Origin of the sequence: Ornithinimicrobium avium (assembly GCF_003351765.1) — a bacterium.
GTDB classification, from domain to species: Bacteria; Actinomycetota; Actinomycetes; order Actinomycetales; family Dermatophilaceae; genus Ornithinicoccus; species Ornithinicoccus avius.
The window spans coordinates 3370158-3384243 of record NZ_CP031229.1 but is presented as its reverse complement, the minus strand read 5'-3'; the positions used below and the strand labels follow the sequence as shown (position 1 = coordinate 3384243).

Here is a 14086-nt window from a genome sequence, read left to right as displayed (position 1 = left end):
CTCGACACCCGCTCAGGGCAGGGCGTGCCCGCCTTCGAGCAGCTCGGTCACCAGCGCCGCGATCGGACTGCGCTCGCTGCGGGTCAGGGTGACGTGGGCGAACAACGGGTGGCCCTTGAGCGCCTCGATGACCGCGGCCACGCCGTCGTGCCGTCCGACGCGCAGGTTGTCCCGCTGGGCGACGTCGTGGGTGAGCACGACGCGCGAGCTCTGCCCGATCCGCGAGAGCACCGTCAGCAGCACGTTGCGCTCGAGGGACTGGGCCTCGTCGACGATGACGAAGGCGTCGTGGAGCGAGCGCCCACGGATGTGGGTCAGCGGCAGCACCTCGATCAGGTCCCGGTCGAGGATCTCCTCCACGACCTCCTTGGAGACCACCGCCCCCAGGGTGTCGAAGACGGCCTGCGCCCACGGACCCATCTTGTCGTTCTCGCTGCCGGGCAGGTAGCCGAGCTCCTGCCCTCCCACGGCGTAGAGCGGGCGGAAGACGATGACCTTGCGGTGCTGGCGGCGCTCCATGACCGCCTCCAGCCCGGCGCACAGCGCGAGGGCGCTCTTGCCGGTCCCGGCGCGGCCGCCGAGGCTGACGATGCCGACGTCCGGGTCGAGGAGGAGGTCCAGGGCAATCCGCTGCTCCGCCGACCGGCCGTGCAGCCCGAAGGCGTCGCGGTCGCCGCGGACGAGCCGCACGCTGCCGTCCGGCGCCACCCTGGCCAGCGCGCTGCCGGTCGGGCCGAGCACGGTGAGCCCGGTGTGGACCGGCAGCTCGGCCGCCGCGGTGCCCTCCAGCCGGCCCTCCTCGTAGAGGCGGTGCATCTGCTCGTCGTCGACCTCCAGCTCGGTCATCCCGGTCCACCCGCTGTCGACGGCGAGCTCGGCGCGGTACTCCTGGGCGTCCAGGCCGACCGCGGAGGCCTTGATCCGCATCGGCAGGTCCTTACTGACCACCGTGACGTCCTTGCCCTCGCCGGCCAGGTTGGCGGCCACCGCCAGGATCCGGCTGTCGTTGTCCCCGAGCCGGAAGCCGGGCGGCAGCGTGCTCTGGTCGCTGTGGTTGAGCTCCACGTGCAAGGTCCCGCCGGTGTCGCCGACCGGGACCGGCTCGCTCAGCGTGCCGTGCTCCACCCGCAGGTCGTCCAGCAGCCGCAGCGCGACCCGGGCGAAGTAGCCCAGCTCGGGGTGGTGCCGCTTGCCCTCCAGCTCGGTGACGACGACCACGGGCAGCACGACCTCGTGCTCGGCGAAGCGCAGCAGGGCGCGCGGGTCGGAGAGCAGCACGCTCGTGTCGAGCACGTAGGTGCGCAGGCCGGTGGACGGCAGCACGTCCAGCGGGGGCCTGAGTGCTTCGGTCGCGCGCGTCCGGTCGGTGCTGGTCGTGGTCATGTCGGCTCCTGCAGGACGCGCCTCGGCGCTACGCGTCTCGTCGGTGGTGGGACCGGGACCGGCCTCTCGCCACGGTGGCGCAGTGCCGGTGCCGGCCCTCCGCCTCGAGCGTCAGCTCCATGTGGTGGGCCTCCCGAGACGAGGACGGGCGTCCTGCGTCTGCTCCGACCGTATGACGAGCAGGCACCACCGGGGTGGACGTCAGCGCCGCGTGTCGTGTCGGCGAGCGTCCTGCCCCCCGTGGCCTCAGAGGACCTTGGACAGGAAGGACTGGGTGCGACGGTTCTGCGGGTCGCCGAGCACCTTGACCGGGTCGCCCTCCTCCACGATGACGCCGCCGTCCATGAAGACGAGGTTGTCGCCGACCTCGCGGGCGAAGCCCATCTCGTGGGTGACGACCATCATCGTCATCCCCTCCGAGGCGAGCTTCTTCATCACGTCCAGCACGTCGCCGACCAGCTCGGGGTCCAGCGCCGAGGTCGGCTCGTCGAAGAGCATCATGTCCGGGTTCATCGACAGCGCCCGGGCGATCGCCACCCGCTGCTGCTGCCCGCCGGAGAGGTGGGCCGGGTAGGCGCCCTCCTTGTCGGCGAGCCCGACCCGGTCCAGGTTGGCCCGCGCGACCTTCTCCGCCTCGGTCTTGCCGCGCCCCTTCACCCGCTGCTGGGCGATGGTGAGGTTGCGCAGCACCGTCATGTGCGGGAAGAGGTTGAACTGCTGGAAGACCATGCCGATGCGCGAGCGCACCTTGTCCAGCTCGGTGTCGGGGTCGGTGATGTCGATCCCCTCGACGAAGATCTGCCCCGAGGTGGGCTCCTCCAGCCGGTTCACGCAGCGCAGCAGCGTCGACTTGCCCGAGCCGGACGGCCCGATGACGCAGACCACCTGGCCCGCGTCCACGTGGAAGTCGATGCCCTTGAGCACCTCGTTGTCGCCGAAGTTCTTGTGCAGCTGGCGCACCTGGATGGCGGGTGCGGAGGAGTCGACGTGCTGGTCGGGGTGCAGCTCGTCCATCAGCGGCTCCTCTTCTGCTTGCGCTCCATCCACGCGACCAGCTGGGTCAGCGGCAGCGTGATGGCGAGGTAGAGCAGGGCGGCGAACACCAGGCTGGTCGCCGTGCCTGCGGAGGGTCCGCTGGCCATGAAGTCCCTGGCCATCGTGGTCAGCTCCTTCTGGCTCGCCGCCAGACCGATGACGAAGAGCAGAGAGGTGTCCTTGATGAGGATGACCAGCTCGTTGGTCAGCGGCGGGACGACGATCCGCAGCGCCTGCGGCATGACGATCGAGGTCATCGTCCAGGGCGCGCTCATCCCGAGGCTGCGCGCAGCCTCGGACTGCCCCTTGGGGACAGCCTCGATGCCGGCCCGCAGGGTCTCGGCCATGTAGGCGCCCGAGACCATCATCAGCGCGACCAGCCCGGCCCCGACCGTGCCGCCCGGGGGCCGCCAGCCGAAGGCGATGGGCACGCCCAGGCCCATGAAGATGATGACGATCAGCGCCGGGAGCCCGCGGAAGAGCTCGATGTAGGCCGTGGACACCCACCTGAACGGCGCGACCGGGGCCAGCTTCATCAGCACCAGCAGGACGCCGAGGACGAAGCCGCCGATGAAGGCCACGATCGTGTAGAGGATCGTGTTCTTCGCCGCGACGAGGATCATGTCCTGCCAGTTGCCGGTGAAGCCCTCGGTGAGGAAGAAGTTGTGGCTGACGCTCTCCCAGTCGACGAGGAGGAGGACGACGACGACCAGCGCCACGAACACGGCATACAGCACCATGCGGATGGTGCGCTGCCGCTGTCGCCTGGTCATCGCCATCGACGCCCTCCTCCTCGTCCTGTGCCGGGTCTCAGCCGTCGGTGCTGGCGGCGGCGTCGTCGGCGCTGAAGTACTTGTCGTAGAGGGTGTCGTACTCGCCGCTCTCCCGGAGCTCGCCGAGCTGCTTGTCCACGGCCTCGACCAGGGCGGTGTTGCCCTTCTTGATCGCCAGGCCGTAGGTCTCCTCGGTGTCGTACTCCTCGACGATCTCGAACTTGCCGTCGCTCTTCTTGGCGTTGTCGACGTTGACCGGCAGGTCCTGCAGCAGGGCGGCGACCTGACCGGCCTGGATCGCCTGGAACATCTCCGCGTTGCTGGGGAAGGCGATGATGTCCGCGTCCGCGGCGTTCTCCTTGGTGTAGGCCTCGCCGGTGGTGCCCTGCTGGACGCCGACCTTCTTGCCGGCCAGGTCGCCGATGGCGGTGATGTCGCTGCCGGCGGGGACGAGGAGGGACTGGAGCGAGTCGTAGTAGCCCTCGCTGAAGTCGAGGTTCTTCTTGCGGTCGTCGGTGATCGTCATCGCCGAGGCCGCCAGGTCGCACTCGCCGGCGTTGAGCGAGAGGCCGGACTGGAGCCCGTCGAAGGAGGAGTCCTTGACGGCCAGGTCGAGGCCGAGGCCGTCGGCGACCGCCTGGACGATGTCGATGTCGAAGCCGCTGAAGCCGGAGGGCGCGGACTCGTCGAAGTCCTCGAACGGGGGGTAGGGGACGTCGGAGCACACCGTCAGGGTGCCGTCGGTCACGAGGTCGAGATCGGCTGCTGCCACGTCGCCGGTGCCGGTGCCGGTGCCGGTGTCACCCGCGTCGGCCCCGTCGTCGGAGCCGCATGCGGAGAGGGACAGGACCAGGCCAGCGACAGCGGTGGCCGTCCAGAGAGATCGAATGTTCATGCCCGAACTGTATAGGTGCACTGCCCCGGACAGGTAGCGCCCACGCCCGGGTCAGGTTCCGTAGCGCCGTTCGCGCTCGGCGTAGGAGCGCAGCGCCCGCAGGAAGTCGACCTTGCGGAAGTCGGGCCAGTAGGCCTCGCAGAAGTAGAACTCGCTGTGCGCGCTCTGCCACAGCAGGAACCCGCCCAGCCGCTGCTCCCCCGAGGTGCGGATGACCAGGTCCGGGTCCGGCTGGCCCTTGGTGTAGAGGTGCTCGGCGATGTCCTGCGCCGTGACCGTCTCGGCGAGCTCGTCCAACGACGTGCCGCGACCGGCCGCGTCCCGCAGCAGCGAGCGGACCGCGTCGGCGATCTCCCGGCGCCCCCCGTAGCCGATCGCCACGTTGACCACCATGCCGTCGACGGCGGCGGTGCTCGCCGCAGACCGCAGCAGCCGCTCGGCGGTCTCCTCCGGGAGCAGGTCGAGCGCCCCGACGACGTGCATCTGCCAGTGCTGGGCGGCGGCGAGGTCGGCGACCACCTGCTCGATGATGTCCAGCAGCGGCTCGAGCTCGGCCGGCGGCCGGTTGAGGTTGTCGGTGGACAGCAGCCACAGGGTGACGACCTCGACCCCCGCCTCCTCGCACCACCCCAGGAACGGGGCGATGTTGTCGGCACCGGCACGGTGCCCCTCGGTCGACCCTGCACCCCGCTCCCGGGCCCATCGGCGGTTGCCGTCCAGCATGACGCCGACGTGGCGGGGGAGCTCCTCGAGCGGCAGCTGACGGCGCAGGGACTGGGCGTACGCCCGGTAGACGAGGTCCCGCGGTGTCTGCATGGGAGAAACCTACTGGGCTGCACTGGGAGAAGGCGGGAGGACCGCCTTCGAGCACGGCTACGTCCTGGCAACCTACGCTGTCGTAACCTACGGCACCGTAAGTTACGCTGGCACCCATGAGCAGGAGCAGGCAGGCAGCCCAGGACGTCGCGATACGGGCCGGCGAAGCCGTCGACGCCCTGGTCGACCAGGTCAAGCCGCATCTGCGCGGGTGGCTGCACGTGGGCATGGTCCCCGTCAGCCTGGCCGCCTCGGTGGTGCTCGTCGCGCTGGCCCCCGGCACCGTGGAGCGCGTGGCCGCCCTCGCCTTCGGCATCACCGCGGTGCTGCTGTTCGCCACCTCGGCGACCTACCACCGGGGCCGCTGGTCCCCCCGCGTGGCCCGCCTCCTCAAGCGCTGGGACCACGCCAACATCTTCCTCATCATCGCCGGCACCTACACCCCGTTCGCGGTGACCCTGCTGCCGCCGGGCCAGGCCCGCACCCTGCTGTGGGTGGTCTGGGCGGGGGCGGTCGCCGGCGTCGTCTTCCGCGTCTTCTGGGTGGGCGCCCCCCGCTGGCTCTACACGATCGTCTACGTCGCCCTGGGCTGGGTCGCGGTCTTCTACCTGGCGCCGTTCTGGCAGCACGGGGGCCCGGCCATCGTGCTGCTCATCGCCGCCGGCGGGATCCTCTACACGCTGGGCGCCGTGGTCTACGGCGCGAAGCGACCCAACCCCTCACCGCGGTGGTTCGGCTTCCACGAGGTCTTCCACGCGTTCACGGTGGCCGCCTTCGCCGCGCACTGGACGGCCGCGCTGCTGGCGGTCCTCGCCGAGCGCGCCGCCCTGGTCTCCTAGGCCGACCGTCCGGCACGCGCCGGTCTGGTCAGGTCGGCACGGTCAGGTCCTCGGCCCGTCTTCGTCCTCGGGCCGCTGCGCCCCGGCCTGCTCGCGGCGCAGCGTCTCCAGGCGCTGGTCCTCGGCCATCCGCATCCGGCGCAGCCGCCGGGTCATGTCCCGGCCGAGGAACCAGACCACGACCATGAGGCCGAAGAGGACGAGGAAGCCGCCCAGCCCGGCGGTGATCTCCACGCTGGTGTTGCTCATTCGGTGTGCCCCTCTCCCTCACGCATCTCGTCCCGCTCGTCGGCGTCCGCGTCCTGCGGAGCGGTGGACCGCGCGTCGAGGCCCGGCTCGTCCGGGGGCAGCGGCGGCTCGCCCACGTAGGCGACCACCGGCTCGCCGTCGGCGTCGCGCGCGGGTGCGCGACGGCATACCTCGTCCGGGTCGTCCAGCTCGCGGATCCCGGCGAAGAGGTCGTCCTCCGGCATCGTGGCCGGCACGATCGAGCGGGCCAGCTCGAACTCCTCGGTCGGCCAGACGCGCTGCTGCAGCTCCAGCGGGACCGCGAACCAGTGCCCGTCGGGGTCGACCTGGGTGGCGTGCGCGAGGAGCGCCTGGTCGCGCTGGGCGAAGTGCTCCGCAGCGCTGATGTGGGTGCCGAGCACTCGGCGGGGACGGCGGCGCATGTTCGCCAGCCAGTCCGCCCAGGGCGACTCCAGCCCCGCGGCGAGCATCGCCTCGTGCAGCGCGGTCGTGCGCTCCAGGGTCCAGCCGTTGTAGTAGAGCTTCAGCGGCTGCCAGGGCTCGCCCGCGTGCGGGTATGCCGTGGGGTCGCCGGCGGCCCGCCAGGCCGACATCGTCACCACGTGCGTCTGGATGTGGTCCGGGTGCGGGTAGCCGCCGTTCTCGTCATAGGTGGTGAGCACGTGCGGCCGGAACTCGCGGATGACCCGCACCAGGGCCTCGGTCGACGCCTCGAGCGGCGCCAGGGCGAAGCAGCCCTCGGGCAGCGGCGGCAACGGGTCGCCCTCGGGCAGTCCCGAGTCCACGAACCCCAGCCAGGTGTGGCTCACGCCGAGGATCTGGGCCGCCCGCGCCATCTCGTCGCGGCGCACCCGGGTGATGTCGCTCAGGATGTGCGGGTCGCCCTTGAGGCGTTCGTTGAGGATGTCCCCGCGCTCCCCGCCCGTGCACGAGACCACCCGCACCGAGACCCCCTCGGCGACGTACTTCGCCGAGGTCGCCGCACCCTTGGAGGACTCGTCGTCGGGGTGGGCGTGCACGGCCATCAGGCGCAGGTCCTGAGCGGTCGTCATCACGTAAGGCTCCTTCGTGGCGGCCGGGCATCCGGCCGTCCCGGGTCGTGACGGACAATGGGTGTGCCGCGCTGCACCGGCGCGTGGCACAGCGACCATCTTCTCACCCCCGGCAGGACGGACCGACCGTGACCTTCGCACCCCGCCCCGACGAGCACGCACCGGTGGACTGGGACGCCGAGGAGGAGGCGGCCGAGCACGCGGACCGCCACGCCGGCCCGGGCACCGACCCGGACGTCCGCCGCCGCTGGTGGACGATCGGCGTCGTGGCGGTCGTGCTGATGTCGGCCCTCGCGGTGTGGTTCGGGATCTCTGCGACGTCCGGTCGGGTGCACTGGGTCGACACCGGCTTCCAGATCGTCTCCGACCGGCAGGTGGACGTGCGCTTCGACCTGCGCCGCGACCCCTCCCGGGCGGTCGACTGCGAGCTGGAGGCACAGGACTACTCGCACGCCGTCGTGGGCCGCACGCAGGTGAGGGTCCCGCCCTCGGACTCCTCCCCCAGCCGCCAGGTGATGAGCGTGGAGACCGCGACCGAGGCCGTCACCGGCTACGTGTCCGAGTGCTGGTACGCCGACGAGGTGCCGCGCCACTGACCCGGCCGGCCCCCGGGGGGAACGACGCGGGACGCCGCCCGGCCGGTGGCCGGGCGGCGTCTCACGCGGTCCGATCAGGTGCGGCTCAGGCCTTGTAGGGCTTGGCCTTGAGCACCTTGACCTCGATCTGCTTGCCGTTGGGCGCCTCGTAGCTCACGGTCTGTCCGGGCCCGGCGCCCATCAGGGCGGCGCCCAGCGGCGACTTCTCGCTGTAGACGCCCAGGTCGTCGTCGTCGCCGATGATCTCGCGGGAGCCGAGCAGGAAGGTCTCGGTCTCGCCGAACATCTCGACGGTGACGACCATGCCCGGCTCGACGACCCCGTCGTCGGCGGGGCTGGTGCCCACGATGGCGTTCTGGAGCAGGTGCTGGAGCTGGCGGATGCGGGCCTCCATCTTGCCCTGCTCCTCCTTGGCGGCGTGGTAACCGCCGTTCTCCTTCAGGTCACCCTCCTCGCGGGCGGCCTCGATCCGTCGCGAGATGTCCGCGCGGCCCTCGCCCGTGAGCTGGGCCAGCTCGGTGCTCAGGCGGTCGTAGGCCTCCTGGGTCAGGTAGCTCGCATCCTTGGCGATCTCGGTCACGTCCTCACTCCTCATGTCGTGCGTCGGGCGTTGGGCCCCACTCGGCACCGTCCAAACACAAGGTCCGGGCACCAAATCGCCCGGACCGTGGTTAAGGACCCCATGATAGTCGGGAACGGACCGCGAGTCGAGGCGCGTCAGGCGCGCTCGACGGCGTAGCCGCGGTCGACCAGAGCCTGGACGACCCCGTCGGAGTGCTCGTGTCCGCGGGTCTCGAGGGTGAGCGAGATGGCCACGTCGCCGAGGCCGAGGCCGGGCACCCGCCGGTGGTGCTGGATCTCCAGCACGTTGCACTGCATCTGCGCCAGCATGGTCAGCGCACCGGCCAGGTTGCCCGGCTTGTCCGGGACGCGCACCTGCAGCTGCAGGTAGCGCCCGGCCACGGTCAGGCCCTGCCGGATGATCCGCAGCAGCAGCAGCGGGTCGATGTTGCCGCCGGAGAGCACTGCGACGACGGGGCCCTCGTAGCGGACGGCGGCCTGCTCACCCAGCTCCATCAGGTGGGCGGTGGCGGCGGCGCCCGCGGGCTCGACGACCAGCTTGGCCCGCTCCACGAGGTAGACCAGGGCACGGGCGATCGCAGCCTCGCTGACGGTCTCCATGGCCTCGACCAGCTCGGCGACCAGCTCGAAGGGAACGTCTCCGGGGCGGCCCACCGCGATACCGTCGGCCATCGTGCTCATCCTGGCCACGGGGACCGGGTGGCCGGCCTGCAGCGACCCGGGCCAGGCCGCCGCCTGCTCGGCCTGCACGCCGACCACGCGGACGTCGGGCCGCGTGGCCTTGACCGCGGCGGCGATCCCGGCGAGCAGACCGCCGCCGCCCGTGGCGACGACGATCGTGCGCACGTCGGGGACCTGCTCGAGGATCTCCAGCCCGCAGGTGCCCTGCCCGGCGACGATGTCGGCGTGGTCGAACGGCGGGATGAAGACGGCGCCCTTCTCCGTCTCGTGCTGGCGCGCCACCTCGATGCAGTCGTCGAGGGTCTCCCCGGTCTGCACGACCGTCGCGCCGTAGCCGCGGGTGGCGGCCAGCTTGGGCATGGAGGCCCCGTTGGGCATGTAGACGGTGGCCTCGATGCCGAGCAGCCGGGCCGCCAGGGCCACACCCTGGGCGTGGTTGCCGGCACTGGCCGCCACGACGCCCCGGCGGCGCTCCTCCTCGGTCAGCCGCGACATCCGCGTGTAGGCGCCGCGGATCTTGAACGAGCCGGCCCGTTGGAGGTTCTCGCACTTCAGGTGGACCGGCAGCCCGGTGCGGTCGGAGAGCGCCTGGCTGAACTCCATCGGAGTCGGGGCGATGACGTCGGCGAGGACCTCGCGCGCGGCAAGCACGTCGTCGAGGGTCACGGTCGGGATCGTGGACACCCTCACACCGTAGCGCTGTCGGCGACGCTGTCGGCCACCTGGGCGGCGACCGCGCGCGCGAGCTCGGGACGCACCGGGGCCAGCAGGCCGGCCGCGAAGAGCAGGTATGCGGCGTCCACCCGCGTCCGTGCTGCGGCCGGGGGACGCCACCCGCCGCCGTGGTCACCGGCCACGGCGCCGAGGACCTGCTGGGCGGCGCCCGGCCCGGCGTGCCGCAGGACGCCGCCGGAGCCGAGCAGCAGCCGGACGTCCCGCAGCGGTCTCGGTGCCTCGCCGGGCGCGCCCGGCCGGCCGTGCCGACGGGCCGCGACGGTGGCGGCGAGGGTCGCCAGGGTCAGGTCGTGGGCCTGCTCGGCCGCGTCGAGCGGGAGCCGGCCGGGGTCGTCGTGCACCTGCCGCACCCAGGCGGCCAGCGCCGGGTCGTCGGTGCCCGGCAGCGCCTCGGCCGCGGCGGCCTCGAGCACCCCAGGTGCGCCCCACCGCATCCCGAGGTCTCCCTCGACGGTGCGGGCGTGCCAGAGCGTGGCGACCACGTGCTTGCGCAGCGTGGCGTCCTCGCCCTGCGGGGTGAGGACGGAGTAGACGTCGGTGGTCGCCCCGCCGACGTCGACGACCAGCACGTCGCCGCCCACCACCTCGGCCAGCACCTCGACTCCGGCCAGGACCGCGTCCGGCGTCGCCGCCCGGACCAGCCCGGCGAAGCGCGGTCCCCGCGACAGCCCCTTGCCGCCGATCACGTGCCCGAGGAAGACCTCGCGGATCGCCCGCCGCGCCGGGCCGGGGTCGACGACGCCGATCCGGGGCAGCACGTTGTCGGTCAGCCTCACCCGGCGGCCGGTGGCGGCCAGCTCGGCCGCGACCTCCTCACGCGCCTCGGCGTTGCCGGCCACCACGACCGGCGCGCCGACGCGGGAGCGGGCCAGGCGGCGCGCGTTGTGCACGAGGACCTCGGCGTTGCCGCCGTCGGTGCCGCCGACGAGCAGGACCACGTCCGGCCGGGCGGCGCGCAGCGCGGCCACCCCGGCGACGGTCAGCCTGCCGGCGGCGACGTGCACGACCTTCGCGCCGGCCGACAGGCCGACCCGGTGCCCCGCCTCGGCCGTCACCTCGCGCTCGTAGCCGACGACCGCCAGCCGCAGCCCCCCACCCGCGCTGGAGCACACCAGGACGCGGTCCGACCCGGGACCGTCGGCGAGCGGGTCGGGCGCACCCGGCCCGAGCGCGCGGCATACCCGCACGATCCCGTCGAGGACGTCGCGGCCCGGACCGGCGGTGGTGGGCACCGCGGCACCCGCGAGCAGGCCGCCGCCCTCGTCCACGAGGGCGGCCTTGGTGAAGGTCGAGCCGACGTCGACGAGCAGGTGGCTCACACCAGCGCGACGATCAGCGCGACGACGAGCCAGAGGACCGCGACACCCACGAGGACCAGGCCCCACAGCCGCAGCCGGTGCGCGGCGAGGACGGACTCCCGAGCCTCCTCGACCCCGAAGCCGAGCTCGGTGCCGATGTCGAGCGACCCGGGCGGCCCCCCGAAGCCCGCCCGCGGGCGGGTCGCCTCGTCCATCGCGGCCCGCCCGCGCAGGAAGAGCAGGACGCCGACCACCAGCAGCAGGAGCGGGAGGACGACTCCGAGGGTCCAGTACATGGAAGGCAAGGTGCCACACGGTCGGGGGTCGGCGCCACCGGACGCACCGGCCGGGCCGTGTGACACTGGAGGTATGCAGTTCTCCGCCCCGCTCCCCGGCCGTCCCGACCCCCTTCCCGGCATCCCCACGACGCACGAGGTGCTGGGCACCCCGCTGCGCGGTCCGTGGCCGGGTGACGACGTGGAGGTGCTCTACGTGGCGATGGGCTGCTTCTGGGGGGCCGAGCGGATCTTCTGGCAGCTGCCGGGGGTGGTGACCACCGCGGCCGGCTACCTGGGCGGCAGCACGCCGAACCCGACCTACGAGGAGGTGTGCAGCGGTCGCACCGGGCACGCCGAGGCGGTGCTGGTCGCCTACCACCGCGGGCAGACCTCCCCCGAGCTGCTGCTCAAGGCGTTCTGGGAGAACCACGACCCGACCACGCCGAACCGGCAGGGCAACGACGTCGGCACGCAGTACCGCTCGGCCGTCTGGTGGACCACACCGGAGCAGGAGCGGGCGGCGCTGGCCACGCGGGACGCCTTCGAGCAGGTCATCACCAGCGCCGGGCACGGCCGGATCGTCACCGAGCTGGAGCCGGCCTCCGGCGCCGGGCCGTTCTACTACGCGGAGGGCTACCACCAGCAGTACCTCCACAAGAACCCCGGGGGCTACTGCAACCACGGCCCGAACGGCTACACCTGCCCGGTCGGGCTGGTCCGCCAGGACGAGCTGCCCGCCCAGCAGGACGTGCTCCCCCCGCGGTGAGGGGTGCTGCGGGCCCCCCTGCAGGACGGCCCGTCCGCCGGGTCAGCCGCTGCTCGGCAGCCCCTCCTGGATCTCCTCGGCCGTCGGTGCCTGGATGTCCATCGGCTCGCCCCAGTTGTCGGCGTGGATCTCGCTGACCACGCCGTCGAGCTCGAAGGCGATCTTGCGCATCAGGTTGTCGGCGTCGAGCCACACCTCGTAGGTGATCTCCTCGCCCATCATCGCCGAGGCGGCCGCGGCGTCGTCGCCGGTCTGGCCCGAGGCGTCGAGCGCGGCGGCGCTGTCGACCGTCACCTCGTAGTGGCGCATCTGCTGGCCGTCCACGTCGTCCTCACCCAGGAAGACGACCTTGGAGGCACCCTCCTCCCAGGCGTCCCACGTCGTGGTGATGTCGACCTCGTCGAGCTGGGAGGCTGCGTCACCGAGCTGCTCCTTGGGCACCTGCATGAACTTGCCCTCCTGCGTCACGCCGGGCATCGACATGAAGACCTCGCCGCCGGCGAGGATCATGTGCGCCTCACCCATGCCGGGCAGGGTCATCTCGATGTCGAAGGCCGGGCTGTCGCCGCTCAGGTCGGCCTTGCCGGACATGTCCATCTCCTGGCTGCCCATGTTCATGACCATGTCGAGGGTGTAGCTGGACAGCTTCTCCTCGCCCGGCGACTTGAGCATGGCCAGGAACTCCTGGATGTCCACCTCCTGGCCCTCGGCCGGCGTGGCGGCCTCGGTGCCGGCCGCGGTCTCGGTGGAGCTCTCCCCCGCCGCCTCGGTGCCGGTCGCGGACTCCTGCGTGGTCCCGGTGGGGACGTCGGTCGTCCGGCCGGCCGGGTCGTCCCCCCCGCAGGCGACGAGGCTGAGCCCGAGGGCTCCGGCCGTCAGCAGTCCGGCCCAGCGGCGGTGCGTGCTCTTCATCTCGGGCGTCCTTTCCCCTCCGGTGGGACGCCCCGGAAGGAGGCATGCCCGTGAAGGACCATCGTGGCACACCGCGGCCCCGCACCGCACCGGCGGTTCTTCGGCACGGGGCTCGCTGTGGTCGAATGGCGGACGCCCCAACACCAGAGACAGCAAGGACCACCACGTGACCGGCAACGCCACCTTCCGCCACCGCGACGTCGCCGTCCTGTCCGTGACGGCCGTCGACGCGCCGGTGGTGCGGACCTCGGAGGAGTTCGACGCGAGCATCGGCGACTCCTACCGGCGCAACGGGCTGCGGCCGGGCATGCTCGCCGCGCTCGCCGGGATCCGGGAGCGCCGCTGGTGGGGCGAGGGCCAGCACTTCGTCGACGGCGCGATCGAGGCGGGCCGGCTGGCGCTGGAGCAGTCGGGCATCGACCCCTCGCGGGTGGGCCTGCTGGTCAACACCTCGGTGAGCCGCAGCCACCTGGAGCCCTCGATCGCGGTCCGCGTGCACGCCGAGCTGGGGCTGGCCACGCACTGCCTCAACTTCGACCTCACCAACGCCTGCCTCGGCTTCGTCAACGGGATGCAGCTGGCGGCGACCATGATCGACGCCGGCCAGATCGACTACGCCCTCGTCGTGGACGGGGAGGGCTCGCGCGAGCCGCAGGAGCGGACCCTGGAGCGGCTGGCCTCGCAGGAGGCGACCACCGAGGACATCCTGACCCAGTTCGCCACGCTGACCCTCGGCTCGGGCGCGGCCGCCATGGTCCTGGGCCGGGCGAGCGAGCACCCGGAGGGGCACCGCGTGGTGGGCGGCGTGAGCCGCGCGGCGACCGAGCACCACGACCTGTGCGTCGGCGACTTCGACGAGATGCGGACCGACACCCAGGGCCTGCTCACCGGCGGGCTGGCCCTGGCCGGCGACCTGTGGCGGGACGCCGGCCAGGAGTGGGACTGGCAGGACATGGACCGCTACGTCGTCCACCAGGTCTCCAGCGTGCACACCAGCCGGACCGCCCAGGCCCTCGGGCTGGACGAGTCGAGGATCCCGCTGACCTTCCCCACCCTGGGCAACGTCGGCCCGGCCGCGGTCGCCATCACCCTCGCCAAGGAGGCCGACAGCCTGGAGCGCGGCGACCGGGTGCTGATGATGGGCATCGGCTCCGGCCTCAACATGACCTGCCTCGAGCTGACCTGGTGAGACCGGC

Annotated in this window: 16 protein-coding genes; 4 read left to right on the top strand and 12 right to left on the bottom strand. The window is 72.4% G+C overall.

The window, feature by feature from the left end; genetic code table 11:
* Positions 1-12: 12 nt before the first annotated feature.
* The 5 genes from DV701_RS15535 to DV701_RS15515 all read right to left on the bottom strand — a co-directional run bounded on the left by DV701_RS15535 (position 13) and on the right by DV701_RS15515 (position 4902).
* Positions 13-1383: a PhoH family protein gene (locus DV701_RS15535; RefSeq protein WP_114929606.1), complete on the bottom strand. Its 1371-nt coding sequence runs from the start codon at positions 1381-1383 to the stop codon at positions 13-15.
* A gap of 246 nt (positions 1384-1629) precedes the next feature.
* A complete protein-coding gene (locus tag DV701_RS15530; protein ID WP_114929604.1) occupies positions 1630-2397 on the bottom strand; it encodes an amino acid ABC transporter ATP-binding protein in 768 nt (255 codons plus the stop codon).
* Positions 2397-3197, bottom strand: a complete 801-nt coding sequence (locus DV701_RS15525; RefSeq protein WP_324616597.1) for an amino acid ABC transporter permease — start codon at positions 3195-3197, stop codon at positions 2397-2399. The genes DV701_RS15530 and DV701_RS15525 overlap by 1 nt, the downstream gene beginning before the upstream one ends.
* Before the next feature lie 31 nt (positions 3198-3228).
* Complete coding sequence (locus tag DV701_RS15520; protein ID WP_114929602.1) at positions 3229-4086, bottom strand: ABC transporter substrate-binding protein; 858 nt, start codon at positions 4084-4086, stop codon at positions 3229-3231.
* Positions 4087-4137: 51 nt separating this feature from the next.
* A complete protein-coding gene (locus DV701_RS15515) occupies positions 4138-4902 on the bottom strand; it encodes an isoprenyl transferase (RefSeq protein ID WP_114929600.1) in 765 nt (254 codons plus the stop codon).
* Between the two features lie 116 nt (positions 4903-5018).
* Here DV701_RS15515 and trhA point away from each other — a divergent pair, with 116 nt between their 5' ends.
* Positions 5019-5741, top strand: coding sequence for a PAQR family membrane homeostasis protein TrhA (gene trhA, locus DV701_RS15510; protein ID WP_114929598.1), 723 nt, complete (start codon positions 5019-5021; stop codon positions 5739-5741).
* A gap of 42 nt (positions 5742-5783) precedes the next feature.
* On the opposite strand, the gene DV701_RS15505 is transcribed toward trhA, so the two are convergent.
* Both DV701_RS15505 and mca read right to left on the bottom strand, forming a co-directional pair.
* The gene (locus DV701_RS15505; RefSeq protein WP_114929596.1) at positions 5784-5990 is read right to left on the bottom strand and encodes a hypothetical protein; all 207 of its coding nucleotides are present in this window, start codon (positions 5988-5990) and stop codon (positions 5784-5786) included.
* Positions 5987-7042, bottom strand: coding sequence for a mycothiol conjugate amidase Mca (gene mca / locus DV701_RS15500; RefSeq protein WP_228255073.1), 1056 nt, complete (start codon positions 7040-7042; stop codon positions 5987-5989). Before mca ends, DV701_RS15505 begins: the two co-directional genes overlap by 4 nt.
* 128 nt (positions 7043-7170) lie before the next feature.
* Here mca and DV701_RS15495 point away from each other — a divergent pair, with 128 nt between their 5' ends.
* Complete coding sequence (locus tag DV701_RS15495; RefSeq protein WP_114929594.1) at positions 7171-7638, top strand: DUF4307 domain-containing protein; 468 nt, start codon at positions 7171-7173, stop codon at positions 7636-7638.
* An 85-nt stretch (positions 7639-7723) separates the two neighbouring features.
* Here the strand turns inward: DV701_RS15495 and greA are convergent, their stop codons facing one another.
* The 4 genes from greA to DV701_RS15475 all read right to left on the bottom strand — a co-directional run bounded on the left by greA (position 7724) and on the right by DV701_RS15475 (position 11230).
* Positions 7724-8233 (bottom strand): transcription elongation factor GreA, encoded by a 510-nt coding sequence (greA, locus tag DV701_RS15490; RefSeq protein WP_407669325.1) that lies wholly within the window; start codon positions 8231-8233, stop codon positions 7724-7726.
* 122 nt (positions 8234-8355) lie between these two features.
* Positions 8356-9585 (bottom strand): threonine ammonia-lyase, encoded by a 1230-nt coding sequence (ilvA, locus tag DV701_RS15485; RefSeq protein ID WP_114929590.1) that lies wholly within the window; start codon positions 9583-9585, stop codon positions 8356-8358.
* 2 nt (positions 9586-9587) lie between these two features.
* Positions 9588-10955: a glutamate mutase L gene (locus DV701_RS15480; protein ID WP_114929588.1), complete on the bottom strand. Its 1368-nt coding sequence runs from the start codon at positions 10953-10955 to the stop codon at positions 9588-9590.
* Positions 10952-11230: a hypothetical protein gene (locus DV701_RS15475; protein ID WP_114929586.1), complete on the bottom strand. Its 279-nt coding sequence runs from the start codon at positions 11228-11230 to the stop codon at positions 10952-10954. The genes DV701_RS15480 and DV701_RS15475 overlap by 4 nt, the downstream gene beginning before the upstream one ends.
* A gap of 73 nt (positions 11231-11303) precedes the next feature.
* Here DV701_RS15475 and msrA point away from each other — a divergent pair, with 73 nt between their 5' ends.
* Positions 11304-11978 (top strand): peptide-methionine (S)-S-oxide reductase MsrA, encoded by a 675-nt coding sequence (gene msrA, locus DV701_RS15470; RefSeq protein ID WP_114929584.1) that lies wholly within the window; start codon positions 11304-11306, stop codon positions 11976-11978.
* Between the two features lie 42 nt (positions 11979-12020).
* Here msrA and DV701_RS15465 read toward each other — a convergent pair whose 3' ends face one another.
* Complete coding sequence (locus tag DV701_RS15465) at positions 12021-12890, bottom strand: hypothetical protein (protein WP_114929582.1); 870 nt, start codon at positions 12888-12890, stop codon at positions 12021-12023.
* Positions 12891-13056: 166 nt separating this feature from the next.
* Between DV701_RS15465 and DV701_RS15460 the strand changes: the two genes are divergently transcribed.
* Positions 13057-14079: a 3-oxoacyl-ACP synthase III gene (locus DV701_RS15460; protein ID WP_114929580.1), complete on the top strand. Its 1023-nt coding sequence runs from the start codon at positions 13057-13059 to the stop codon at positions 14077-14079.
* Positions 14080-14086 lie beyond the last annotated feature (7 nt).

Bases quoted from the DNA above. Each gene is read 5' to 3' on its own strand.
- DV701_RS15475 (WP_114929586.1), bottom strand. From the start codon at position 11,230: ATGTACTGGACCCTCGGAGTCGTCCTCCCGCTCCTGCTGCTGGTGGTC.
- msrA (WP_114929584.1), top strand. From the start codon at position 11,304: ATGCAGTTCTCCGCCCCGCTCCCCGGCCGTCCCGACCCCCTTCCCGGC.
- mca (WP_228255073.1), bottom strand. From the start codon at position 7,042: ATGACGACCGCTCAGGACCTGCGCCTGATGGCCGTGCACGCCCACCCC.
- DV701_RS15520 (WP_114929602.1), bottom strand. From the start codon at position 4,086: ATGAACATTCGATCTCTCTGGACGGCCACCGCTGTCGCTGGCCTGGTC.
- DV701_RS15465 (WP_114929582.1), bottom strand. From the start codon at position 12,890: ATGAAGAGCACGCACCGCCGCTGGGCCGGACTGCTGACGGCCGGAGCC.
- DV701_RS15530 (WP_114929604.1), bottom strand. From the start codon at position 2,397: ATGGACGAGCTGCACCCCGACCAGCACGTCGACTCCTCCGCACCCGCC.
- DV701_RS15515 (WP_114929600.1), bottom strand. From the start codon at position 4,902: ATGCAGACACCGCGGGACCTCGTCTACCGGGCGTACGCCCAGTCCCTG.
- DV701_RS15535 (WP_114929606.1), bottom strand. From the start codon at position 1,383: ATGACCACGACCAGCACCGACCGGACGCGCGCGACCGAAGCACTCAGG.
- DV701_RS15525 (WP_324616597.1), bottom strand. From the start codon at position 3,197: ATGGCGATGACCAGGCGACAGCGGCAGCGCACCATCCGCATGGTGCTG.
- trhA (WP_114929598.1), top strand. From the start codon at position 5,019: ATGAGCAGGAGCAGGCAGGCAGCCCAGGACGTCGCGATACGGGCCGGC.
- greA (WP_407669325.1), bottom strand. From the start codon at position 8,233: ATGAGGAGTGAGGACGTGACCGAGATCGCCAAGGATGCGAGCTACCTG.
- DV701_RS15505 (WP_114929596.1), bottom strand. From the start codon at position 5,990: ATGAGCAACACCAGCGTGGAGATCACCGCCGGGCTGGGCGGCTTCCTC.